The sequence below is a fragment of the Limnothrix redekei LRLZ20PSL1 genome, assembly GCF_043235035.1.
GTDB lineage: Bacteria > Cyanobacteriota > Cyanobacteriia > CACIAM-69d > CACIAM-69d > CACIAM-69d.
Map to the genome: position 1 here is coordinate 1 of NZ_JAZAQF010000051.1, position 22876 is coordinate 22876.

General features: G+C 56.1%; 19 protein-coding genes and 1 pseudogene. 11 read left to right on the forward strand and 9 right to left on the reverse strand.

The features are described from left to right. The 3 genes and pseudogenes from VPK24_RS08775 to rlmN all read right to left on the reverse strand — a co-directional run. Positions 1 to 353: pseudogene (locus tag VPK24_RS08775) on the reverse strand (hypothetical protein); the annotation flags it as partial. After that, the gene (locus VPK24_RS08780; protein ID WP_393012235.1) at positions 353 to 1537 is read right to left on the reverse strand and encodes an AAA family ATPase; all 1185 of its coding nucleotides are present in this window, start codon (positions 1535 to 1537) and stop codon (positions 353 to 355) included. The gene VPK24_RS08780 and the pseudogene VPK24_RS08775, both read right to left, overlap by 1 nt. A gap of 90 nt (positions 1538 to 1627) precedes the next feature. Continuing rightward, positions 1628 to 2770, reverse strand: a complete 1143-nt coding sequence (gene rlmN / locus VPK24_RS08785; RefSeq protein WP_190526076.1) for a 23S rRNA (adenine(2503)-C(2))-methyltransferase RlmN — start codon at positions 2768 to 2770, stop codon at positions 1628 to 1630. 221 nt (positions 2771 to 2991) lie between these two features. Between rlmN and VPK24_RS08790 the strand changes: the two genes are divergently transcribed. After that, positions 2992 to 5082 carry a hybrid sensor histidine kinase/response regulator gene (locus VPK24_RS08790; RefSeq protein WP_393012238.1) on the forward strand — a complete coding sequence of 697 codons (2091 nt, stop codon included), beginning with the start codon at positions 2992 to 2994 and terminating at the stop codon, positions 5080 to 5082. Between the two features lie 32 nt (positions 5083 to 5114). Here VPK24_RS08790 and VPK24_RS08795 read toward each other — a convergent pair whose 3' ends face one another. Further along, positions 5115 to 5804, reverse strand: coding sequence for a phosphoribosylanthranilate isomerase (locus VPK24_RS08795; protein ID WP_393012240.1), 690 nt, complete (start codon positions 5802 to 5804; stop codon positions 5115 to 5117). Positions 5805 to 6299: 495 nt separating this feature from the next. Between VPK24_RS08795 and psaK the strand changes: the two genes are divergently transcribed. Then, positions 6300 to 6575 (forward strand): photosystem I reaction center subunit PsaK, encoded by a 276-nt coding sequence (psaK, locus tag VPK24_RS08800; protein WP_393012242.1) that lies wholly within the window; start codon positions 6300 to 6302, stop codon positions 6573 to 6575. Between the two features lie 253 nt (positions 6576 to 6828). Here psaK and VPK24_RS08805 read toward each other — a convergent pair whose 3' ends face one another. Further along, a complete protein-coding gene (locus tag VPK24_RS08805) occupies positions 6829 to 7212 on the reverse strand; it encodes a hypothetical protein (protein WP_393012244.1) in 384 nt (127 codons plus the stop codon). Positions 7213 to 7342: 130 nt separating this feature from the next. Then, positions 7343 to 7711 carry a hypothetical protein gene (locus VPK24_RS08810; RefSeq protein WP_393012246.1) on the reverse strand — a complete coding sequence of 123 codons (369 nt, stop codon included), beginning with the start codon at positions 7709 to 7711 and terminating at the stop codon, positions 7343 to 7345. 317 nt (positions 7712 to 8028) lie between these two features. Here VPK24_RS08810 and ccsB point away from each other — a divergent pair, with 317 nt between their 5' ends. The 3 genes from ccsB (at position 8029) to VPK24_RS08825 (ending at position 12768) form a co-directional block, all read left to right on the forward strand. Continuing rightward, complete coding sequence (ccsB, locus tag VPK24_RS08815; RefSeq protein WP_190526063.1) at positions 8029 to 9039, forward strand: c-type cytochrome biogenesis protein CcsB; 1011 nt, start codon at positions 8029 to 8031, stop codon at positions 9037 to 9039. A gap of 23 nt (positions 9040 to 9062) precedes the next feature. Next, entirely contained in the window at positions 9063 to 10796 is a 1734-nt protein-coding gene (locus VPK24_RS08820) for a glycosyltransferase 61 family protein (protein WP_393012248.1), read from the forward strand. Between the two features lie 184 nt (positions 10797 to 10980). Beyond that, positions 10981 to 12768, forward strand: coding sequence for a chromosome segregation ATPase (locus tag VPK24_RS08825; RefSeq protein WP_393012250.1), 1788 nt, complete (start codon positions 10981 to 10983; stop codon positions 12766 to 12768). Between the two features lie 77 nt (positions 12769 to 12845). Here the strand turns inward: VPK24_RS08825 and VPK24_RS08830 are convergent, their stop codons facing one another. The 3 genes from VPK24_RS08830 to VPK24_RS08840 all read right to left on the reverse strand — a co-directional run bounded on the left by VPK24_RS08830 (position 12846) and on the right by VPK24_RS08840 (position 17914). Next, on the reverse strand, positions 12846 to 15314 hold the full coding sequence (locus VPK24_RS08830) for a VIT domain-containing protein (protein ID WP_393012252.1): 2469 nt from the start codon (positions 15312 to 15314) through the stop codon (positions 12846 to 12848). A gap of 231 nt (positions 15315 to 15545) precedes the next feature. Next, positions 15546 to 16904: a ribosome biogenesis GTPase Der gene (gene der / locus VPK24_RS08835; protein WP_393012254.1), complete on the reverse strand. Its 1359-nt coding sequence runs from the start codon at positions 16902 to 16904 to the stop codon at positions 15546 to 15548. Positions 16905 to 17017: 113 nt separating this feature from the next. Then, a complete protein-coding gene (locus VPK24_RS08840; RefSeq protein ID WP_099533004.1) occupies positions 17018 to 17914 on the reverse strand; it encodes a pentapeptide repeat-containing protein in 897 nt (298 codons plus the stop codon). Positions 17915 to 18562: 648 nt separating this feature from the next. Between VPK24_RS08840 and VPK24_RS08845 the strand changes: the two genes are divergently transcribed. The 6 genes from VPK24_RS08845 to VPK24_RS08870 all read left to right on the forward strand — a co-directional run bounded on the left by VPK24_RS08845 (position 18563) and on the right by VPK24_RS08870 (position 22858). Then, the gene (locus VPK24_RS08845; RefSeq protein WP_393012257.1) at positions 18563 to 19306 is read left to right on the forward strand and encodes a pyridoxine 5'-phosphate synthase; all 744 of its coding nucleotides are present in this window, start codon (positions 18563 to 18565) and stop codon (positions 19304 to 19306) included. Between the two features lie 130 nt (positions 19307 to 19436). Next, the gene (locus VPK24_RS08850) at positions 19437 to 19772 is read left to right on the forward strand and encodes an MgPME-cyclase complex family protein (RefSeq protein WP_190526054.1); all 336 of its coding nucleotides are present in this window, start codon (positions 19437 to 19439) and stop codon (positions 19770 to 19772) included. Between the two features lie 290 nt (positions 19773 to 20062). Continuing rightward, positions 20063 to 20716 carry a hypothetical protein gene (locus VPK24_RS08855; RefSeq protein ID WP_393012259.1) on the forward strand — a complete coding sequence of 218 codons (654 nt, stop codon included), beginning with the start codon at positions 20063 to 20065 and terminating at the stop codon, positions 20714 to 20716. 273 nt (positions 20717 to 20989) lie between these two features. Continuing rightward, positions 20990 to 21628 (forward strand): sigma-70 family RNA polymerase sigma factor, encoded by a 639-nt coding sequence (locus tag VPK24_RS08860; RefSeq protein WP_393012260.1) that lies wholly within the window; start codon positions 20990 to 20992, stop codon positions 21626 to 21628. After that, positions 21625 to 22155: a hypothetical protein gene (locus VPK24_RS08865; RefSeq protein ID WP_393012261.1), complete on the forward strand. Its 531-nt coding sequence runs from the start codon at positions 21625 to 21627 to the stop codon at positions 22153 to 22155. Before VPK24_RS08860 ends, VPK24_RS08865 begins: the two co-directional genes overlap by 4 nt. A gap of 37 nt (positions 22156 to 22192) precedes the next feature. Beyond that, on the forward strand, positions 22193 to 22858 hold the full coding sequence (locus VPK24_RS08870; RefSeq protein WP_393012263.1) for a Spy/CpxP family protein refolding chaperone: 666 nt from the start codon (positions 22193 to 22195) through the stop codon (positions 22856 to 22858). The last annotated feature ends 18 nt before the right edge of the window (positions 22859 to 22876 follow it).

Below are 22876 nucleotides of genomic sequence, written 5' to 3' on the forward strand. Positions count from 1 at the left end.
GAGCAAGGACTATGAGTTGTATTCGGAGACGAGTGAAGGGATGATCTATGGCTGCTTAATGCATTTGATGGTGAGAAGATTGGCTGCTCTAGATGCTTAATAATTGATTTATAAATCAGCTCTAAGTCCGTCCTTGCTATTTTTGAAGTCGATTTCTCTTTGCCTTGCTTTTCGCTTTTCTTAATGACTTTTGGGTATTTAGGTTTCCAATGCTCCCAAAAAGGGCTAATTTCACTTAACTCTGACTCTTCGCCATTGAATTCTTTCAAGCCGAAGGCAACCGCTAAAACTCGCCGAAGAAATGCCTGATCATTGGGGCCTTCAACGATAATCATGATGCAACGACGCTCCATCAGCGCACCTCCTGACCCAAGTTTTCACGCAAGCGCTTGAGGCGCTCCCAGTCGTGGCGGACAACTCTGGTTTTGGTCTCAGTTGGCTCTAATCGATATAAAACCAAATCTGATGCTGAATCAGCAGCATCAATCATGGCATCGATCGCTTCCAAGCTATGTGTTGTAGCAAAAACTTGAACATTCAGTTTCTTTGACCATTTTGCAATCATTGCAAAGATATTTTGAAGAGCCTCTGTGTGAATAGCGGACTCAATCTCATCAATCAATAAAATTCCATCTTTGGCTTGAAAAATTGTCAGAGCAATATGTAGCCATCGGCGAACTCCATCACCAAAGATACTGACAGGAACAAGTCCAAGTTTTGTATGGCGAATGTGTAGCTTTGGTCTACGGGATGTAGCCTCGCCTTGAGGGCGAGAGTAGACCATTAAGATGTCTTGTATATTGTGATCAAGTTCTTGCATTATATCTACGATATCTTGCTTGATATGCTCTTGTAATTCATCAAACATTGCTGCTGAATAGAGCAAAGCCTGAGCAGTTTCGGAACGATGAGACGGTAGCGTAATATTTGATGTTGAGAGTCTGTAGGATTTACTTTTTGCAGAGCCTAATCGTAGTGCTTGATTTTCCCATAACTGAATTTTAACAGGAGCCAGTTCCTTGAATTGACTCCATAGCTGCACTTGCTCACTTTCGATACTTAGATTGATATTTAGTTCAATCCCGCGACGCAAGTCAGATCCTTTGCCGTCATACATTACATCGTCTTCAGACGAAGGACTTTGCTCTTCATCAGATCCAGTTAACTGAATTTCTTCAATCGCTTCACAAGATACATCCAAGTTTCTGACAATAAACTTTCCCAGTCCATCAATAGAGATTTTCCCTTGATTTATGACTTCTTGATCTGAATCAATCTCATATGCGAATATCCATTGCAGTAACTCAATAGGTGATGAAGCAAAACGCAGCACGTCACCTTCTCGTCTTCTGATAGTAGAAATCCATTCCCGTAGGTCTAATGGATTGCAGTAAAGGTTGACAGCTTCGAGGACACTGGTTTTACCACAGTTATTCTCGCCTACTAATAGATTGACTTGACCGAGATCTTTGAGTTCTAGATCGCGGAGTCCTCGGAATTTATGGATAGTTAGGTTGTCTAGATGGTTCTTCGCCATAAAGTTTTTGACTGAAAGTACTTTCAGCGCTGTACGAATTGGAATAGGGGTTTTGCTTTTAAGCTTAACCCCATTCCTGGCTTGGATATTCTAGCGGCGGGGAGTGCGATCGCCCCCAAAGCGGCCGATTTTGCCGGTGGTTTTGCCCAGGTTGGCACGGAGTTGGCCACAGGCTGCGTCCGATTCCAGGCCCCGGGTGCGGCGGACACTGACGGCGACGCGGCGATCGTCCAGGGTTTGCATGAAGTCCCGCACGCGCATCGGGTCGGGGCGCTGGTAGTCCACCTCCGCGATCGGGTTGTAGGGAATTAGGTTGACGTGGGCTTGGAACCCGCGCAACAACTCCGCTAACTCGGCGGCACAGTCGCGGCTGTCGTTGACCCCCGCCAACAGGATGTATTCAAAGGTGACGCGGCGGCCGGTTTCGGCGGCGTAGTCGCGGCAGTCTTCGATCAGCTCTTCGATCGGGTATTGGGCGGCGCTGGGGACGATCGACTCGCGAATTTCTTGGTTGGGCGCGTGGAGGCTGACGGCCAGGGTGGCTTGCAACCGTTCGTTGGCGAGCTGCCGAATCCGGCCGGGAATGCCCACGGTGGAAATAGTGATGTAGCGCTTGCCGATGCCGATGTCTTGGTTGAGCGATCGCGTTGCACTCAGCACAGCGGCGGGGTTATGCAGCGGTTCACCCATGCCCATAAACACCACATTGCTGACCCGGCGATCGAAGTCTTCTTGGACGGTCAGCACCTGATCCAGAATTTCCGATCGCGACAGGTTCCGCACAAAGCCGCCCTTGCCCGTGGCGCAAAAGTCACAGGCCATGGCGCAGCCCACTTGGGATGAGACGCAAACCGTCAGCCGATCGCGGGTGGGAATGCCCACGGTTTCGACGATTTGCCCGTCGGTCATCTTCAGCAGGAACTTCACGGTTCCGTCATGGCTTTCGGAGCGGTGGTGCAGCTCTGATCGACCGATCGGGATGTCGGCGGCTGCTTCCCGCCAGTTTTTGGGGAAGACGGTGATATCCATCAGCGATCGGGCCCCGCGTTCGTAGATCCATTGGTGCAACTGCTTGGCACGATAGGCGGGCTGGCCCTGGTCTTTCACCCATTGGGTGAGTTCCGTGAGGGAGCCACCCAACAGCGGCGGCAGGGGCTGACGATCGGGGCGGGACTGCAAAATCTGCGAATCGGTTTGGGCGGCGGTGTTCAGGGCGATCGGGGCGGGAGCCATGGTCAAGTCTCAGGACAAAGGGCCGAACAAACTCCCATGCGCCGTCGCCACTGGCCAAGCGGGCGATCGGGCGTGGGGGCTTGGAAATTGGGCGGATTAACGGCGGGCGATCGTGAAGCGATTCAGTAGTCGATTAGGGGTCGATCGAAGCCTGTATTAGCTTAGATCGTAGCGACTCTGATCGATGATTGCCCCGTTGTTTGTTTCTTCCCCGTCTCTCCATGACCCTCGAAGCCGAAAACGCCCGCCTCCAGAAGCGTGTGCATGAGTTGGAACAACAACTGGCCCAATGGCGCGATCACCCAACCGCCGGGCCGCCACCCAAGCCCTATGGCATCAACTTGGATCGAACGCAGGAACCCACAGAAGTCGATCCCTTTAACTCCGAGGGGCTGTTTCGGGCCTATGTGGAAACCGCCAATGACATGGTGTATGCGGTGGATCTGCTGGGGCGACTGGTGTTTATTAATCCCTACGGAGAGCGGCTGTTGGGGATTGAACCGGGCGAATGGCGCGGCCGCCCCTACATGGACTTTGTGGCTCCGGCTTTTCAGGAACCCACGGGCCAGGCCTTTGCCAACCTGTTGCACACGGGCGAGCTGATGGATTTTGAGTTTGCGCTGCTCGATCGCGCCGGTCGAGAAATTCACATGCAGGTGAACGGGCGTTTGCTCTATGCGGGGGGAGAGTTGATTGGTGGCTTGGGCATTGCGCGGGACATCACCGATCGCAAGCAGGCAGAACAACAGGTGCAGATGTTTGTGCGGGCCCTGGAATCAACCCACGACAGCACTGCGATCGCAGACTTGCAGGGAGGCTTAATCTATGCGAACCCGGCGACCGATCGGGTTTTTGGTTGGATCACGGGGCCCAACCGCCCCCAAAATGCAGCGGCTTTTTATCCAGAAGCAGGCGCAAAACAAGTGCATTGGCTGGTGCAGCAGGCGATCGACGGCGGTTGGAGCGGGGAAGTCATTTGCCAGCGCCAAGGGGGCGATCGGTTCCCTGCGTTGGTCTCTGTGGGGCCCGTGCCCGACGAGCAGGGCCGTCCCGTGGCCTTTTCGATCGTCACCCGCGACATCAGTGATCAAAAGCAAACCCAAGCAGAGTTAGCGGCCAAAAACCTGGAATTGGAGCGGGCCAGCCAATTGAAATCCGCCTTTTTGGCCAACATGTCCCATGAGTTGCGCACACCGCTGACGGCTATTTTGGGCTTTTCTTCTCTGCTGAAACAGCAGCTCTATGGGCCCCTGAACGAAAAACAGATGGTTTATATTGAGCAAATTCGCAAGAGTGGTGATCACCTGCTCAGTTTGATTAATGACGTGTTGGATCTGTCCAAAATTGAGGCGGGCCAAATTGAGCTGGCGATCGAGGCGATCGATGTGCCCACCCTTTGCGATTCGGCGTTGGCCCTAGTCAGTCAGCAGGCGGCCGATCGGGATATTCGGATTCGCAAACGGATTCCCAAGCGCTTGCAACCCCTGATGGCTGATGAGGTGCGTGTGCGCCAAATGCTGCTGAACCTGCTCAGTAATGCGGTCAAGTTTTCCCATGAGGGGGGCGAAATTGGCCTTGAGGCGATCGAGCGAGGCGGCTACGTGCATTTTTGCGTGTGGGATCACGGCATCGGAATTCCCGAAGAAGCCCGCACCGTCATGTTCCAACCCTTTCATCAACTGGATAATTCCCTCTCTCGTCGGCACCAGGGCACGGGGTTGGGCCTGTCCCTCACCCGACAGTTAGCAGAATTACACGGCGGCTCTGTGGACTTTGAATCCAAGCTGGGCCAAGGCAGCACCTTCACGATTCGGTTGCCCTTAGCCTTTGTGTCTTCCGGTCGATCGCCCGCACCGGCCATTCAACCCGGCGCATCGGCAGCGCGAGTGATGGCGGCAGAACAGGCCCGGCCGCCGCAAATTTTGGTTGTTGAAGACGATCCGACCAATGCCAAGTTACTGCAAGACCTGTTGAGCAGTTGGGGTTGTGGCGTGGCGATCGCCCCAGACGGTTGGCGGGCGATCGACTGGCTAGACAGTCACCCGGTGGATTTGGTATTGCTGGATATCCAACTACCGGATATGGACGGGCTGGCGGTCTTGCAGCAAATCCGCAGTGATGAACGTTGGCAGGATTTACCCGTGGTGGCGGCCACGGCCCTGGCCATGGAGCACGATCGCCAGCGCTGTTTAGCCGCCGGGATGCAGGGCTATCTCAGCAAGCCGCTGGATCATCAAGCCTTGCGGGCGATTGTGGCCGAATTCACCGGCTATCATCCTGTTGGCCCAACCAATGACGACGGCAGCGATTAGCCCAGCCGTTGATTAACCCTTTAGCTCAGCCCTTAAGACTCCAAGGGGCGATCGGTGACCGACGCGGCCAAGGGCAACCGTTGGCGCAACACCCGAAACAACCGAGCCACCTGATCGAGATCTTTATCAGCGGGCCCCCGCTCTACCCCACTCGACAGATCAATCCCGATCGGGGCAGCCATGGCCAGGGTGTCGATCGCTTGGAGTACGTTATCGGGAGTAATGCCACCCGCCAAAAACCAAGGCAAGGGCGATCGCCAAGCTTGCAACCGTTGCCAGTCCAGGGTGTGGCCCGTACCACCCAAGGCTTCAGGCCGGTAAGCATCCAACAACAGGGCATCCACCGCCGTTGCGTAGGCCCCTGCTAAATCGAGGGTTTCCGCCGATCGCACCCGCAGCGCTTTCCAAAGGGTTTGATGGGGCAAGCGCGATCGTACCGCTTCGCAAAACTCAGGGGACTCATCCCCATGCAATTGCACGATCGTCAGGTTGCCTGTGGTCACGGTTTCGGCAATCGTGTCGAGATCCGTGTTCGCGAAGATGCCCACCCGCTCCACTGCACAGCCCGTCTCCACCAGCCGATCGCTCACCAAGCGCATTTGCGCCGGACTGACATGGCGCGGCGAAGCGGGCACAGCAATAAACCCGATCGCCCAAGCGCCTAAACGGGCGATCGCCACCGCCTGGTCAGGATCCTTTAGTCCGCAAATTTTGACGAGCATCAGCAAAAATTCCGAAAAATTCCAAGCCTGAGCGTTGTAATAGGGCTTTGTTGTCCAGAAACCCTGAGATTGGCAATGTTGAGTACTGTTAAAGTCTACCGAAACTTCTGTTAAGTCTTAATAACAGGGCTGTCTACCCCTGAGATCGGGTTTCTATAATTTGGCCGGTTTCCGCTGTGGGGAGTCAGCAGGCTGCAATGGTTCAGCCATGGCAACTTGAGCTATTTATGAACCATTCATGGGCTATTCATGAGCCGTCAATGAACTATCAATGGGTCATGAATTTGAATCATGAATTTGCACCAATCATGGGTACCATTTTTGATCCAACCAGCAGTCCCCAGCAGCCCGATTCCTTCACAACCTGTTTACAATATCAATTTCCATTGGATTTTTAACTCTTTGCTCTTGAGCAATTTCTGTTAATAATTCTCAACAATTGATAGCTTTAGCAATTCATGGCTTTAGCATTCTGAATCCTTGGAGGAACGACCCTTGTTTAATCTATTCACGATTCAAAATCTTTTGGCCACCGCCACCACCGCTGAATGGTCGCCCAATGTAGGGATCATCATGATCACCTGCAATGTATTCGCGATCGTCATTGGTTACTACGCGATCCAAAAGCGCGGCGTTGGCCCCACCTTGCCCTTGCCTTTGCCTGCCATTTTCACCGGGTTTGGGATTCCGGAATTGTTGGCAACCGCAAGCTTTGGTCACCTGTTGGGAGCAGGAATGATTTTGGGTTTGGCTAACGCTGGTTTGCTGTAGGGTTTAATTGCTCAACTTCGACTTCAAAACCGCACGCTAGCATCACGCAAAAACTTCCACTCAATTTTCAGAACAAGGGGCTTAAAACTAAGATCTTAGGGCTTGTCGTCAAATTTCCTGAAACCTTGATTCCACCGTGAGAAAATCGTGAGGGACAAGGGGCTTAAGCCCCTTGCGACAACGACTGAGACATGGAGAATCAATCGTTTCTGCCTAATCCTAGACAATGACGACCGGCCCTCAAGCCCCTTGTTTATCGACTAGATCGCCTGAGCGTACTAATTGATAGCACTAACAGAAAACCGTAAATTACCAGAAGGGGCAAAAAGGATTGCTCGATCGCACTCCAATGGGGCGGTTGATTTTGAGAACTGATTTCGCCTAAATTTCCCCACCAAACCTGAGCCAGGCTATAGCATTGATTGCCTTGCTTGAAGCCATAGCAATTCCCCGGACTCACAATAATTGCCAAAATTTGGCTAACCAGAACCAAGACTAAAAATAACGGCTTGACTTGTAACCGATATCCACGATATCGACCGGTTAAGGCAGCCAGCAACAGAATTAAAAATCCATAGAATGGCAAGAGAAAAAATAAATAAACAATCCAAGCCAGCATAGTGAATGAGCTACCCATGAACAGCAGAGTGCTCAAGAGTAAATAGCTCAGAAAACAGAACCAAAATTGCCGAAGAGAGAGCCAGGGCAGAGAAGGCAGAAAGGACATTTTAGTTACGATATTCTACTGGATTAGTCCCTAGCGGCCATCAGAAATTCTCATCCGTTTCGTTCGCCTTAAGATTAATAATCCAATCCTGAACGAGTTGGGCAAATTCCTCGATCGACAGGGTGCAACTTGGCGATTCGTCATCCACCGTGTCTTCAATCGTGGCGCGATCGCCCGATAGATTCAAATAATAGGCATTACCCAATCGCTCCCAACCGTCCAATTCCCCCGTCCGCACCGCCTCTAGCTTTTCGAGCAATTCTGTCGCTGCTGCTTTCACCCGCTGAATATCCAGGGTTAGAAACGCGATCGCCCGCTTTTGGGCGATCTGTTGTGCTTGGGGAGGCTGAGGTGGTTCCGGTTCGGAGATATTGGATGAATCGGGGCGATCAGAAGAAGGGGGGGTCATAGGTCGGAATGGCCTGACTGGTTGGGCGATCGGGAACAGCAGTCAGGGGCTTGTTTGTTAGTTTACCGGCCCCGATCGGCCTGGCCCCAAGGCCCAGTTCAGCGGCGCAAATGGTGATTGCCCCCCAAGACCAGACTTTCTGGCTCCCTAGTTCTCTAAAATCGATAGAGAAGAAAACACCGCGATCGAATCGTTTCCCCAACCCAACATCCCGCCACGGTCAACCGCCGTCGCTGCCGAAACTTGCACGGAATCGATCGGGAGTTGATAGGGTGGATGGTTGGGATTACTAGGGGCTTTTAAACCCGCCGTAAGCTATGGATTTGGTTGTACTGCAAACCTGGTTAGATAACGCATCGTTTGGCATCCTGCTGGTGACGATGCTGCTGTATTGGGTGGGGGCGGCGTTTCCCCAATGGATTCTGTTGGGATCCTTGGGCACGGCTGGCATGGCGATCGCCAACCTCTGCATGGCGGCATTGTTGGGCGCACGGTGGATTGAGGCGGGCTATTTCCCCCTCAGCAACTTATATGAATCGCTGTTTTTCCTCGCTTGGGGGATCACGGCTGTCCATTTGTTGACCGAACGCAACAGCCGCAGCCGCTGGGTTGGAATTGTCACAGCTCCCGTGGCCATGGGGATCACGGCCTTTGCGGCCCTGTCCCTTCCGGACAATATGCAGGCCGCTGAGCCGTTGGTTCCGGCCCTGAAGTCCAACTGGCTGATGATGCATGTGAGCGTGATGATGCTCAGCTATTCGGCCCTGATGGTGGGGTCGTTGCTGGCGATCGCCTTTTTGATTGTGACGAAGGGGCAGAATGTGACCCTGCGCGGTAGCTCCGTGGGCACGGGCAGTTTTCGGGATAAGGTGGCGCGGCTGGCGGTCAGCACGGCGGCCGTTGAAGCACCGGCCGCCCTGTCGATCGGGGGTGAAGCCAGCGGGGTTGCCCTGCTCGATCGCCCCGCCACTGACAGCACCACCGCCCTGAATCTGTCGCCCCAACGGTTGACCCTGGCGGACACTCTAGATAACATCAGCTACCGGACGATCGGGCTGGGCTTTCCCCTGCTCACCATTGGCATCATTGCCGGTGGCGTGTGGGCCAACGAAGCTTGGGGATCCTACTGGAGCTGGGATCCTAAAGAAACCTGGGCTTTCATCACCTGGTTGGTGTTCGCTGCCTATCTCCACGCCCGTTTAACCAAGGGCTGGCAAGGCCGCAAACCGGCGATCCTGGCCGCCTTGGGCTTTGTGGTGGTTTGGGTTTGCTATTTGGGCGTGAACCTGCTGGGCAAGGGCCTACATTCCTACGGCTGGTTTTTCTAAGGGTTAATCAACGGCTAGTTCCTGTGGCGGCATCAGACCTCACCCCAGACCTACAGCGGCTGCTTGATCGAGCGGCCGCTTGTCGTGAGCAGGGCAACTGGCCAGAGGCGATCACCCTCGATCGACAGGCAATCCAGTGGGCCCCTGATTCCGCCCTGGCCTACAGTTCCTTAGCCCAGTCGCTGCGGGGAGCCGATCGCCGACCAGCGGCCGTCCAAGCCTGGAACCAGGCGATCGCCCAAGGATTGCCCCAGCCCTCCCAAATGGCGACCGCCCATTGGGAACTCGGCAAACTCCAATGGGAACTGGGGGAGCACAATGGGGCGATCGAGCAGTTCCTGAACGCGATCGCGCTGAACCCCACCCTCATTTCCCTGCAAACCCTCGATGATCTGAGTCGTTGGCTGCGGCGGCGCGATCGACCCACCGAAGCCGCCGCCTTCGAGCAAGCTGCCTTGAAACGGCTCATTCCCGAAGTTCGCCAATTAATCCACCAGGGCAATGCAACCCTCGCAGCCCGCTGGTGTCTTTGGTCATTGCAAATTGCACCGGCCCATAACGCTGCCTATAACTTGCTGTTTGGGGCCCTAACGGCCCTTGATCGCCCCGCAGAAGCGAAAGATTGTCTTTGTCGATTGGTGCCCGCCAGCATTCTGGACGAATTTGCACCCCGTTCCCCGCTCCCGATCGCCCGGTTGCCCTTAGCTGCCAGCGACTCGGCGGACTTGAAACCACTAGCGATCTGGCCCGTAGTGGCTCCCTACGCATTACCCGAGCCGCGATCCATTTTGCGCGATCGCCCCACAGCCACTTTCCCAGCTATCAGCCCCCTGCAAGAACTGCCACGACAATGTTGGGCTTTGAGCAACGGCCGGGTTTGGGTTGATGCCTACAATCGGGTGTTTTGGGATCGGGATGGAGCAGTTGTGGATGGTCTTTCGATCGGGGTGGAGCACTTAATCGCCACCTCCCATCGGTTGCCTGCCCCACAACCCATCCAAGGCACAGTCGCCGTCATTGCCAAACAACATACAGGGAATTATTTTCACTGGGTCACGGAATTTCTGCCCCAGGCGATCGATCTTTTAGATCTTGCCCAAAGCATGGGGAAATGCATTGACTATTGGTATTTTGATGCAGACTATTTACCATTTCAGATTCAAAGTTTGGAGTCCTTAGGCATTTCACGTAGCCAAATTCTTGCTAGCCAAGATATTCCCCATTTACAAGCTGACTTACTGTTAACCTTCAACGCCAACGGTCTAATTGAGTGTCGTCGAGAAGGCCTTCAGAAGTTGCGTCAAATATTCTTAGCCAAAAGTTCATCAAATCGTCTCCAATCTAGGCGGTTATATCTAGGGCGATCGCACGCTCGCCGTATCCTAAGCGAAAATCAGCTACGGCCTGTACTTCAAAAATGGGGATTTGAGCCAGTTCCCGAAGGACTCTCCTTTACCGAGCAAATTCAGTTATTTGCCGAAGCATCAGTCATCATTGGCCCCCATGGCGCAGCATTTACTAATATGATTTTTAGCCAGCCTCAAAGCCGTATTTTAGAATTCTTCGCTCCGAGCTATGTTAGCCATTTCTATTGGCGACTGAGTGGTCAACTAGGTTTTCAGTATTCCTATTTAGTCGGGGATGCTGTTCCATTGGATGATCAATCACCCTTATCCCAAGTTAGCTTCTATCATGATCTAGAAATTTCGCCCTTCGTTTTGGAGCAAGCGCTTCAGAATCTGATTAACTCCAATTGAGTTCATTAAACGAAATTTTCTGGTTGGTATTGTGGCCTTGGCTAGCCACTGGTTGCGTGCAAATCGCCCGTGCCGCTGGCTGATTGCGATCCCCGTCATCTCTCCACTAAGGTTAAGATTCGGGACGCGATCGACTCGTTCGATCCAAACCTTGCCGAGTGCGTCCCTTCTCGAGTGCGTCACTGTGATTTCGCCCAAACCTGCTCATCGTTCTTGGTTGGTGCTGTCGGCTGCCATTGGTGGCGCGTTGCTGGTTGTGACGGCCCTGGCGATCGCCCTGTTGTTAAGGGTTCCGGCCTTGCCCAACTGCCCCGCCATCTTTTGGCCGCTGGCTTCGGCTTCCATGCGCCTTTACTGCGCGGAAGTGGCGGCCAACAAGCGGACGGTGCGGGATTTGCTGGAGGCGATCGCCCTGGTGGAGGTGCTCCCGGCAGATCACGAATTGCGTCCCCAAGCGAATCGCTACTTAGTCGCTTGGGTAGAGGAAATTCTGCGGTTGGCGGATGGGGCCGTGCAAGCGGGCAACTTGGAAGAGGCGCTGAAAATTGCTCGTCAGATCCCAACAACGGTTCCCAATCACGGCCAAGTGAAAGCACAGATGGCCGACTGGGAGCGGGACTGGCGGGAGGCAGAAGGCATTTATAACGCGGTGATTGGGGCGATCGACCAACGCAAGTGGGATGCGGCGATCGGGAATGCTAACCGGCTGGTGAGTGGCCCCCTGCGCTATTGGGCAACGGTCAAACACGATGAGCTGCGGGTGCTGATTGCGGAAACGCGCCAGGATGATGGACGAATTCGCCGGGCCCTGGCGCTGGCAAACGGTGGCAATCCCGATCGCTTTGAGCAGGCCTTTGAACTGCTGCGGGGCATTGAAGCACGGCGGCGACTTTATCCCCTTGCGCAACAGACAATCACGGATTTAACGGAACAGGTGCTGACCCTGGCCCAGGCAAGTATCGATCGCGGTAATGGAGAGGCGGCGCTGCGGTGGGCGGATTTGCTGCCCGATCGGGAATCGTTGCGGGCCCAAGCGGAAGATTTACGCAACCTGGCAGCGGCGGAAACGGCGGCCAAAGGGGGCACGCCCAAGGATCTGGAAGTGGCGATCGAGGAGGCCAGCAAAATTCCGGAAGGGCGACCTCTCTATGAACGGGCCCAGGCCAAAATTGCTCAATGGCGACGGGACAGCGAAGATGCAGCGCGGTTGGAGCGAGCAAAAGAGTTAGCCCAATCGGGCACATTGGTAGACCTAACCAACGCCATTTCCCAGGCTCAGGAAATTCCGGACACCAGCGGTTTGGCGGCCCTGGCGCGGCGGGAAATTACCAACTGGAGCCGTCAAATTCAAGAACTGCGCGATCGCCCCCTGTTGGATCAAGCGGAAACCCTGGCCGGCCAGGGGCGTTGGGCCGAGGCGATCGCCCAAGCCCAGCGCATTGAACCGGAAAGCCCTTTGGCCGCCGATGCCCGTCGCCGGGTGGCCGCTTGGCGAGCGGAGTTGGAACAGCGACAGGACGAGCCAATTTTGCAACAGGCGGAGGAGCTGGCTCGGGGGGGCGACCTCGCGGGGGCGATCGACATGGCGAACCAGATTGCCAGTGGCCGATCGCTCTATCGCCAGGCCCAACAGGCGATCGCCCGTTGGCAAACCCAGCGCCAAGATCAACAACAACTCACGGAGGCCCAACAGCTCGCCACCGCCAACAGTCCGGACGGCCTCGTGAGCGCCATTTTGCTGGCCGATCGAGTCAAACGCAACAGCCCTTGGCGGAGTCAGGCTGACGGTAACATTGCCCGCTGGAGCCAGCAGCTTTTGGCTTTGGCCCAACAGCAGGCGGCCAACGGCGACTTGCCCGGTGCGGTGGCATTGGCTCGCCGCATTCCCCGGGCAGCCACCACCTACGAGGCCGCCCAAACCCAAATTAGTGCCTGGCAGCGGTGGATCTCGCCTGCACCAGCCAGCCCCTAACCTCGACGCATCCCATCAGGTTCATGGTTTTGGCTGTGCAGTTTTGGCTGTGCAGTTTTGGCTATTCCGACATCCCCCTAGCGCAATTCCACTTGTAATTGAAGCGATCGCAAGTTGGTTGGCGCATTGGCCCAGCGCAGCAACACTTGCCGAAATTGAGCCGCTTGCTCAGGGGTCAGGGCACTGGAAACCGTGTCATCCCAAACCACACCCACCACGGAACCGCGTTCCAGGGTAAGGGTAACCACGAACGTCCCCCGCAGATTAGCCGGCAAATTGCGTTTGAGGTGTTGCGTGAGCTGCTCGATCGCCCGTTGATCCAATCCCGGTGCGCTGGCAATCTGCACCGTGGGGCCCGTTGGCAAAGGAGACGTAAGATCGCCCTCCACTTCCCCAGCGGGCGGCGGCGGGGCGATCGGGAGGGGCGCGGGTTGCGAGCCGCTGCGGCCCCCTTGGCCACCCGTGGGACGTGGAGGAGCACCCACCGATCGGGCCGCCTCAGAGCGATCAGATGCGCCAAAGAAGCCTTCATAGCTGGTTCCTTCTGGCAATTCCACGGGAACCGTCACCCGCTGGGTTGAACCATCCGGGTTGACACGCACTTCCTCACTCACGGCCACAAAGGCGGTGTATTGAGACAAAACTCGATAGGCCAAGGAGGTTTCAACCACCCGATCAACCAGGGATTTCACCTCGTTGCCATAGAGCTGATTCATTAAGTCTTTGATCCGTGACCGGGCCCACAGTTGAGCAATGGCCGGCCGATCGCTCTGGCTAAACTCCACCTTGAATCGTTGCTCAAAGGGTTGGTTACCGGCGGTTCTGCCCGTCACGATCAGGGTTCCGGGAGCGCGATCGGCCTTGCGTCCAAAGATCACCAAGGGTTGAGCCGCAAACAGATCCGGCGCGGCGGCCGGATAAAGATCTGGGCCGGGGCCGGGCCCTTCCCAGCGCACCCGCACCTCCGTGAGCACCGGGTTGGCAATTTGGCGAAAGAATTTTTCTACGGGGGCTTCGGTGGTTTCGTCTTGACGCACCACTTGCAGGGTTCCGCGTCCCACTTCCGCCAGGCGATCGAGCAAAAAGCGGTTGACGGAGCTGCCCACCCCAAAGCTAAACAGCCGATTCCCGGGTTTCAAATTGCGCTGAACGCTGGCGATCACCTCCCGATCGTTGCCAATGTAGCCATCGGTCAGCAGCACCACACTCCGCAATCGCCCCGCTTCGGCCGCTGGAAACCGCAATACCTCATCAATGCCCGCTTGCAGATTGGTTCCGCCGTTGGCTTGCAGGGCTTCGATGTAGCCCAAGGCCCGCTGTCGGTTGGCGGCGGTGTTGGCCAAGGGGCGATCGGACAAGCGGGTGGCCGCATTGGCAAAGTCAATGATCGTGAAGGTGTCGTTGGGGTTCAGACCATTGATGAAACGGCGCATCAATTCCTTGGACTTGGCCAACGGCTGCCCCTGTTGGGAACCGGAGGTGTCCATCAAGAACACCACATCCTTGGGCACGATCGCCCGCTGGGGATAGCCAATCGCCGGGATCAGATATAGCCCAAAGAAACCGCCCCGATCGTCCCCTTGGGTAAGCACACTGGCTTGGGTATTGGCCCCCGCCACCCGATAGCGCAGGATGAAGTCTTTGTTGGGAATTGAGTCCGCTGGGGACAGTTGCACGGCGGTGAAGCGCCCCTTGCCGGTGAAGTCGATTTTGTGGGAGGGCGATCGCACCGCTTCGATCGGCACGCCCGCATCGATCGACAGTCGAAGGCTAATGTCATGGCCCGATCGACTGCCGGGGGGCAACACTGGCGGATTAATCCGCGAACCATCGGGCACTTGATCCGTGTTGCCATTGGAGCCGATCAGGTTGCCGGGGTTATACCGCGGCCCCACCACCATCGGGAACACAAATTCATAATCCCCCCCTTCAAACCTCAGGGATTCGGTGTATTGAATGGTGACTTGGATCGCTTCCCCGGGGCGAATGTTAGCCAAAGATTGGGTAAAGATATTATCGCGCTCTTGCTCCAACAGTCCCGCCGTGCGCCCCTCTTGGCGGGCTTGCTCATAAATTTGGCGGGCTTCTTCGCGGGTTTTTAAGTCTCCCTTAATCACCCGATCGCCAATCCGAATTTCCATATCGTCCACGGCGGCATTTTCCGGCAGTGGAAAGACATAAACCGCCTCCAAAGGGCGATCGAACGGATTCGTAAAGGTCTGTTGCACCGTCACTCGCGACAGGTTACCGGTCACCTGGGCGGTCACCTCGGTTTTATCCAACACAAACCGATCGAGTGAGCCATCGGGATTGGGGGCATAGAGACCGCCCACCGGGCGATCGGGCTGGGGCGAAACCATCGGGCGGCCCTCCGGAGGCATTCGTTGTGTTAACTGAGCAGCGGGAGCAACCGTGGGGCGAGTTATGGCAGTCATGGCATCGGTTGTGGGCATCGATCGCGCCATCACGGGTGCTGACGACTGGACCATTACGCCCCCCGCAGCCAGCACCACCATCCACCCGATCGCCGTCATTTGCTTACTCATTTCGATCCCCATGGCCTCACACCGGGCCCCATTAGCAATCCTTCGCCATCCAACGTTCGGGCCCACCGGTCAACGGGCCCAACCAAACTCGACCCGGAACGACTGGCCCTCCTGTTCATGCCTTGGGGGCATTTTGGGGGCGCTGTCCCGAATCGGGGTTTTGCATGGCTGTACTACTGTTGTAGTGCTTCTGTTTTAGTTCCGCGATCGTCGATCGCCTTCCGGATCCGTCTAGACCCTGGTTGCACGGTTTGTGGTGCGTTCTGCGTCGCGAGTCTTTTTGCCGCGCCAGAAGAATTTCACCGGAGTGCCTTCAAAGCCCAATTCTTTACGGAAATGGCCCTCAATGTAGCGGCGATAGTTGTCGTTGAACCGGTGGGGATCGTTCACAAACAGGGCGATCGCTGGTGGTTGGCTGCTGACTTGGGTTCCGTAATAGATCTTGCCCTGCTTGCCTTGGCGGGTGGTTGGCGGCGAGTGCCAACGCAGCGCATCTTCCAACACCTCATTGATTGTGGCCGTGGAAACCCGGCGACGATGTTGCTCAGCGGCGCGATCGACCAATTCCAAAATCTTCGGGACTCGCTGACCGGTCACGGCACTGGTGAAAATCATTTCCGCCCAATCTAGGAAATAGAGACGGCTACGCAATTCCCGCTCATATTCATAGATTGAGGTGGAATCCTTATCCACCGCATCCCACTTATTCACCACCAAAACACAGGCTCGCCCATCATCGGTAATCCGGCCCGCCAGGCGCTGATCTTGTTCCGTGATGCCATCCAACACATCAATCACCAACAACACCACATCCGATCGACGGATGGCCTTAAAGGCCCGATTGATGCTGAAAAATTCTGGGCCGTAGTCGATCATTTTCTTGCGGCGAATTCCGGCGGTGTCAATCAGCCGGTAGCGCTTGCCATTACGCTCCACCACCATGTCGATCGAGTCCCGAGTGGTTCCCGAAATGGGACTGACGATCGCCCGGTTTTCGCCCACAAAGGCATTCAACAAACTGGACTTGCCCACATTCGGCCGCCCCACGATCGCAATGTTCAGCTCCGGTTCCTCCGGCAACTGATCCACGGGCGGCAGGTAGCGAATCGCCGCATCTAACAAATCTCCCGTGCCATTGCCGTGAATGCCCGACACCGCGAAGGGTTCACCCAATCCCAATTCCCAAAACAGACTCGCCTGAGCCAAGCCCTGATCCGGTGATTCACACTTGTTCACCGCCAGCAACACCGGCTTCGGTTGGCGACGCAACCAATCGGCAATTTCCCGATCGGCATCGGTGGGGCCTTGCTTCCCATCCACCACAAAAATCGCCACCGCCGCCTCCGACAGGGCCGCCATCGCCTGCTCGCGGATCAGGGGCAAAAACTCCGTGTCATCATCAAACACCAGCCCGCCCGTATCCACCACCAGGAAATCCCGATCGCCCCAGAATGCCGGCCGATAGGTGCGATCGCGCGTGATCCCCGGTTGGTCGAACACGATCGCTGATTGATCCCCCGCGAACCGATTCACCAGGGTCGATTTGCCCACGTTGGGCCGTCCCACGATCGCCACCACCGGAAGAGACATACGCCTCACCTACCGCTCTTTGTTCAAAACCAAACTAGTAATCATAGCGCGATTTGGAAGACGTAATTCACGATTAATTCAGGAATTCTTATAATTCAGGAATCCTTGGCCCATCACTCATGCTTGTGGCCATCGGGCATAATCGCCGCCGCCATCAGAGCGCCCTCAAAGGAAGCCGAGTAAAGATTCGCCCGGTGTAAATTGGCTCCTTCCAAATTCGCCCCATGGAACTTCGCTTCTCGCAAATTTGCCATGCTCAGGTTAGCCAACATTAAATTCGCCCCGGACACATCCACCTGGCTGAGGGTCACCTCCCGCAAATCCGCTTCCCGCAAAATGGCATCTCGCAGCGTTGCCATATACAAATTGGCCCCAATAAGATTCGCCCCAATCAGGGTCGCCTCATCCAAGTTGGCACTCATCAAGCTGGCCATGCAGAGGTTAGCCAAGCTGAGATTCGCCATGCGGATATTGGCGCAGTATAGGTTGGCCCCCACCAAGTTGGCCAAGCAGACGATCGCTAGGCTCAAATTAGCTTCCCGCAGGTTTGCCTCCCGCAGGTCTGCCATGCCCAAGTTCGCTTCCCGCAAATCGCAGCGGCTGAGATCCGCCTCCCGCAGCTTAATTCCCTTCAGGTTGGCCGTGTAAAGACTGGCTTCCCGCAAATCAGCCCGGCTAAAATCCGACTCCCGCACGACACTCATGCACAGATCCGCCCGTCGCAAGGTTGCCTCGCGAAAGTCCACATGACGCATCACCGATTCCCGCAGGTTCACCCCCGATAGGTTGGCCGTGTAGAGGTTGGTTTTGCGAAGGCTGGCCCGCTGCAAATTGGCCCCTTCCAAATTCGCCATACACAAATCCGCATGGCTGAGGTCAAATTGCTGCAAGTTAACTTTGCTGAGATCGGCTTCGCGGAGGTTGGGATAGACGTTGGGGTTGGCGCGTCGCCAGCGGTTCCAAACATCTGCACCTTGCTCGATCAGCACGAGGTGCTCGGGGTTTGCCATCCTGTTGACTCCGGCTCTGAGGACGATGCAGCAAGGTGCGACAGGGAACGAGATGGGGTTGATCGACGAAATTGAATGGATCGACGAAGAAATTGAATGGTTCTGCCCATTGGACTAAGCATATCAAGGCAATGAAGCCGTTGAAAGGCAATCCAGAGTTGCCCCCGCTTCCCATCACCCTGTAGTGATGAAAAAGTCTCCAAAGGTTTCCGTGAGCTATCTGGCTTGACCCGATCGCCCCGCCAATTAGCCAGGAAAGTGGCTAAATCATCCGGATGACCCTTGGGCGATCGAGCAATCAGTTTTTGAAAATAGATGCACCCCAATGCCAAATCCTCAGCTCCCAATGGGAATGGGGATTTTTTTATGGGTTAGTTGGGTTTCTTGAAACTCGGCAGGCTCAAGCTCAGCAGCCCTAGACTCGGAAGCCCTAGGCTCGAAAGCCGTAGATTCGGAAGGCTAAAACGCAACAGACTTGACCATTGAACCCGAGCAACCGGCAATCCGGCAATCCGTCGTAACGGCCCAATCGATCGGCAACATTCGCTACAATCATCAATCCAGATGCGTCCACTAGTCTGACCCAGTTCGTTGGTCATCCCGCTAGTTATTCATCATTCTTTCGCTCACATATCGGAGGCGATACCCTTGCTGACCCTCGGAGTCAATATTGACCACATTGCCACCATCCGCCAAGCCCGCCGCACCGTGGAGCCGGATCCGGTGGCCGCGGCTGTTTTGGCAGAATTGGGGGGTGCGGACGGGATTACGGTACACCTGCGCGAAGATCGCCGCCACATTCAAGAGCGCGATGTGCGTCTGTTGCGGCAAACGGTGCGCACCCATCTGAATTTGGAAATGGCGGCGACCGATGAGATGGTGGCGATCGCCCTGGATATCAAGCCGGATTACGTGACCCTCGTGCCTGAGCGGCGAGAAGAGGTGACCACTGAAGGCGGTCTGGACGTGGTGGGGGCAGTCGATCGGCTCGGAGATGTGGTGGAAGCTCTGCAAGATGCCCACATTCCCGTCAGCCTGTTCATTGATGCCGACAGCAAGCAAATTGAAGCCTCTGCCAAAACTGGCGCGAAATTCATTGAGCTGCACACGGGTCGCTATGCAGAAGCCCACAGCCCCGAAGAACGGCGCAAGGAGCTGGGAATTTTGGCCCAAGGCGCTTGGCGGGCCCGGGAGGCGGGCTTGCGGGTGAATGCGGGCCACGGCTTGACCTATTGGAACACCTACGAAGTGGCCTGCATTGAGGGCATGGAAGAGCTAAACATTGGCCACACGATCGTCAGTCGGGCGGCGCTGGTGGGCATGGAGCGAGCGGTGCGCGAGATGCAGGAAATTTTGCAGCGGGCAGCGTTGGATATAAAGTTTCGTCGCTAGGGGTGCGATCGCCCAACGATTCGATCGCCAGGCCGCTAAAATGCAAAGTCGCTAGCACTTCCGTTGACTGCGCCTGTTTTCAAAATCCTTAAAATTCCTCTGGTAAACCTGCTACCTCTCCCCAAAACCAATGACCACCTATCACTTCTGTTTGGCTAGCCGTCATTTTCTCCTGGAAGAAGAACCCCTTGAAGAAGTGCTCAAGGAACGGACGCGCAACTATCACGAGCGGGAACAGGAAATTGATTTTTGGCTGGTGGAGCAACCGGCATTCCTGGAAGCTCCTGAGTTCAAGGAAATGAAGGAGCAATGCCCCCAACCGTCGGCGGCGATCATTTCCACCAACCCCACCTTCATCACCTGGTTGCGGTTACGGTTGGAATATGTGGCGACGGGCCAGTTTGAAGCGCCTTCTGAGTCGATTCCGGAACCGTTAAAGTCGTTGGCTCCCGTTTCGGCCAGCTAGGTTCTGCACAAGCGATTACGGTAACCAGCGCAAGGCTGAATACCCCCATTGGTCTGGGCCAGGGCTGTGCGTTGGGGAAGAGGGAGGATTCGACTGCGGATCCTCCCTTTTGGTGTTGATCGGTGATTGCTGGCGTTGATCGGTGATTGCCAAATGTGGGGGAATTGGTTTTTAGGGGAAAGTCCGGTTTTTCACGATCGCTCGGGTTAGGCTTGGGAGACTGCACCCCAGATTCCATTCCTCAGCATCCCCCCCCTGAACCCAACCATCAGAATCTAACCCTCAAAACCATGTTGAAACAGCGGTTATGGCGGCCCCTGTGGCAATCCCTGGTGATCGGAACCAGCCTGGCGGCGATCGCGGCCGGTGGCCTGATTCCTTTGGCCCAAGCCCAAACTCGGGAAGACTTGCCCGAGTGCGAACCGCCCCAGTCCGGTGAATTTTTGCTGTTGGTGCGCCGGGCCAGCCGGGATGTGGAAGATCGGCTTTACACGGCGTTGCCCCAGAATGTATCGGCGGAACCCTGTCGCTACGTGGGGGAAGCGGTGATGCGATTGGAAGGGTTTCCCTCGTTGAATATTGCCAAGGCTTGGGCCGATTATGTGCGCGATCGCACGGGGTTGCAGGCTTTTGCGATCGAATCGCCCAGCGCGCGGGCGGCGGCGGCCTTTCAGCCCACGGCATTGGGGAACGGCTATGCAGTGTTGGTGAATTATTTTGACGACCCGACGGTGGCTCGCGAGTTACGGGATTTTCTGAGCCGGGATGTGGGATTAGCCAGCTATGCTGATCGCCCGTATCTGTTGGCATCGAGCAGCACGGACAGCAAAGCGGCGGGAGAGTTGATGCGCCGTTTGAGCGATCGGGGATTCACGGCCATGGTGGTGGACGGTCGGCAAGTGATGTTGCTGCGTCAGGCGATCGCCCTACCGGTCGATCGATAAACGCCCCAGGAGAGTTGTTTCAAATTTCCCTCAAACATTCCCCCAAATACCTCCCCAAAATACCCCAGAGTCCCTAACCCAAGAACATCCCAGCCCTTTCGCCCAACCATTCAACAAACCGTTATTCAAAATCACCCCAAAAACTTTGCCCCAACGCTGAACCTTTTTCGCTAGCCCCCTGTCCAAAGGAGCAATTCAACAGCATTGCGAGCATGGAGGGGCAAACAAGCCACCAGCAGCAGTGTTTCTAGGATTTCTAGGTTTAAGGGCTGAATGCTGGGAAAGGCTCTCTATGCTCAATTGGGTCGCTGGCAAAGGACGGCGGTTTTGGCGGTGGCTACGGACGATCACTCGATCGTGCAACGGGCCGCTGGTGGGGACGCGCGGGCCTTCCAGCATCTCTATCGCCAACACCAAGCTCGAGTACGCGCCACGCTCTATTCCCTCTGTGATGCGGATGGTTTAGATGATTTGGTGCAGGAGGTATTCCTGCGGGTTTGGCGAGGGTTGCCGCGTTTTCGAGGGTCGGCCAGCTTTTCCACGTGGCTTTATCGAATCACTTGGAATGTGGCCAGCGATCGGCGGCGGGAATTGGCCAAAAACCGCGCCCGCCGCTTGGAGCCGACGGCGGATCCTGACTTGTCGGAACGGGCGATCGAACAGGCGATCGATCCCCGAACCCAAGACAAATCCCCCCTCAGCCAACTGCACTACCAAGATTTGGTTCAGCGATCGCTGGCCATCTTGGGGTTCGAGGCCAGGGCCGTGTTGGTGTTGTGTGACCTCGAGGATGTTTCGCAAAAGGAAGCGGCGGAAATTTTGGGAATTCCGGTGGGAACCGTCAAATCGCGGCTCTTTTACGCCCGGGCCCAAATTCGGCAGTTTTTGCAGCAACAGGGGGTGGAACTATGACCGATCGCCCATCTCACCCATCCGATGAGGCTAACGCTCAACCCCGCCCCGGTGGCAACCCCCGCCGGCCCGCCCATCCGGCTGCCGGCCCTTCCGGTCAGGAGGATGTCAAATTGGTGAACTTCTTGCGCCAACACCGCCCCAGCCCACCGCCCGCAGCCCCGGGTCTAGAGCGATCGCTGCTGTTGGAAATTGAGGCCAGCCAACTGCGGGCCGCCCGCCGCCATCGGCAATGGTGGTTAGGCAGTTTGGGGGCGATCGCGATCGGCTGTTGGGCCCTCTTCCAACAGGGCCCGGGAACTCAGGCCCCAGCCCCCAGCGTTGCGGAAGCCGATCTCGAAAGCTTCATCAACGAAACCTGGGGCATGACCCTCGCGCCCAGCAACGTCACCACCCAAACGGCCAGCACCGATGACTCGCTGCCCTGGAGTTTTGACCCCCACACCTGGGAAACGGAGCCGACCAAGCTGGTGAATCGATCGCTCTCAGCCATGGCGCTTCCCAATCAATGGACACCTTACCTCTAGCCCCTGATTAATCAGCATCTCTCAGGAGTTCGTCATTATGAAGCTTTGGAACTTGAATCGCCTTCAGATCACCCTCATGGCCATGGCCGCCGTCGCCACCGTGGGGACCGCTGCCCTGGTGCCCCTGGCCAACGCCCAAGCGGGGCCCGATGATGATTGGATGTCGCAAATGGACGATCGCCCCGGCCCGGGTGGCTCCGGCGGCCCAGACGGTGGCCCTCCCGGTGGTCAACGGGGCGGTCGGGGTGGCCCCGGCGGCATGTTGCGCGACCTGAACTTGACCACCGAACAAACCCAAAAACTCGATCAAGTGCGCGAGCAATTCCGCAGCCGCATGGATCAACAAAGAACCGCGATCGACACCGCTCGCCAAGAAATGGGCCGCCTGATGGCCGGCAGCGCCAGCGCCGACCAACTGCGTCAACAGCACAACCGCTTGCAGGCAGAAATGCAAAAAATGGGTGATTTGCGCTTTGAAAGCATGTTGGCGATGCGGGAAATTTTGACCCCGGCCCAGCGGCAACAATTGGCTCAACGAATGCAGGAGCGCGGGCCCGGCCGGCGACAGGGCGGGCCCAACGGCCAAGGCGGGCCCGGCGGTCGAGATCGGCAAGGGCAACCTAATAACCAAGGCGGCCAGGGCTGGAATCGGCAAGGACAACCCAATAACCAAGGGCAGCCTAATAACCAACGGCAGCAATAGAGCCGCAATAGGTTGGTG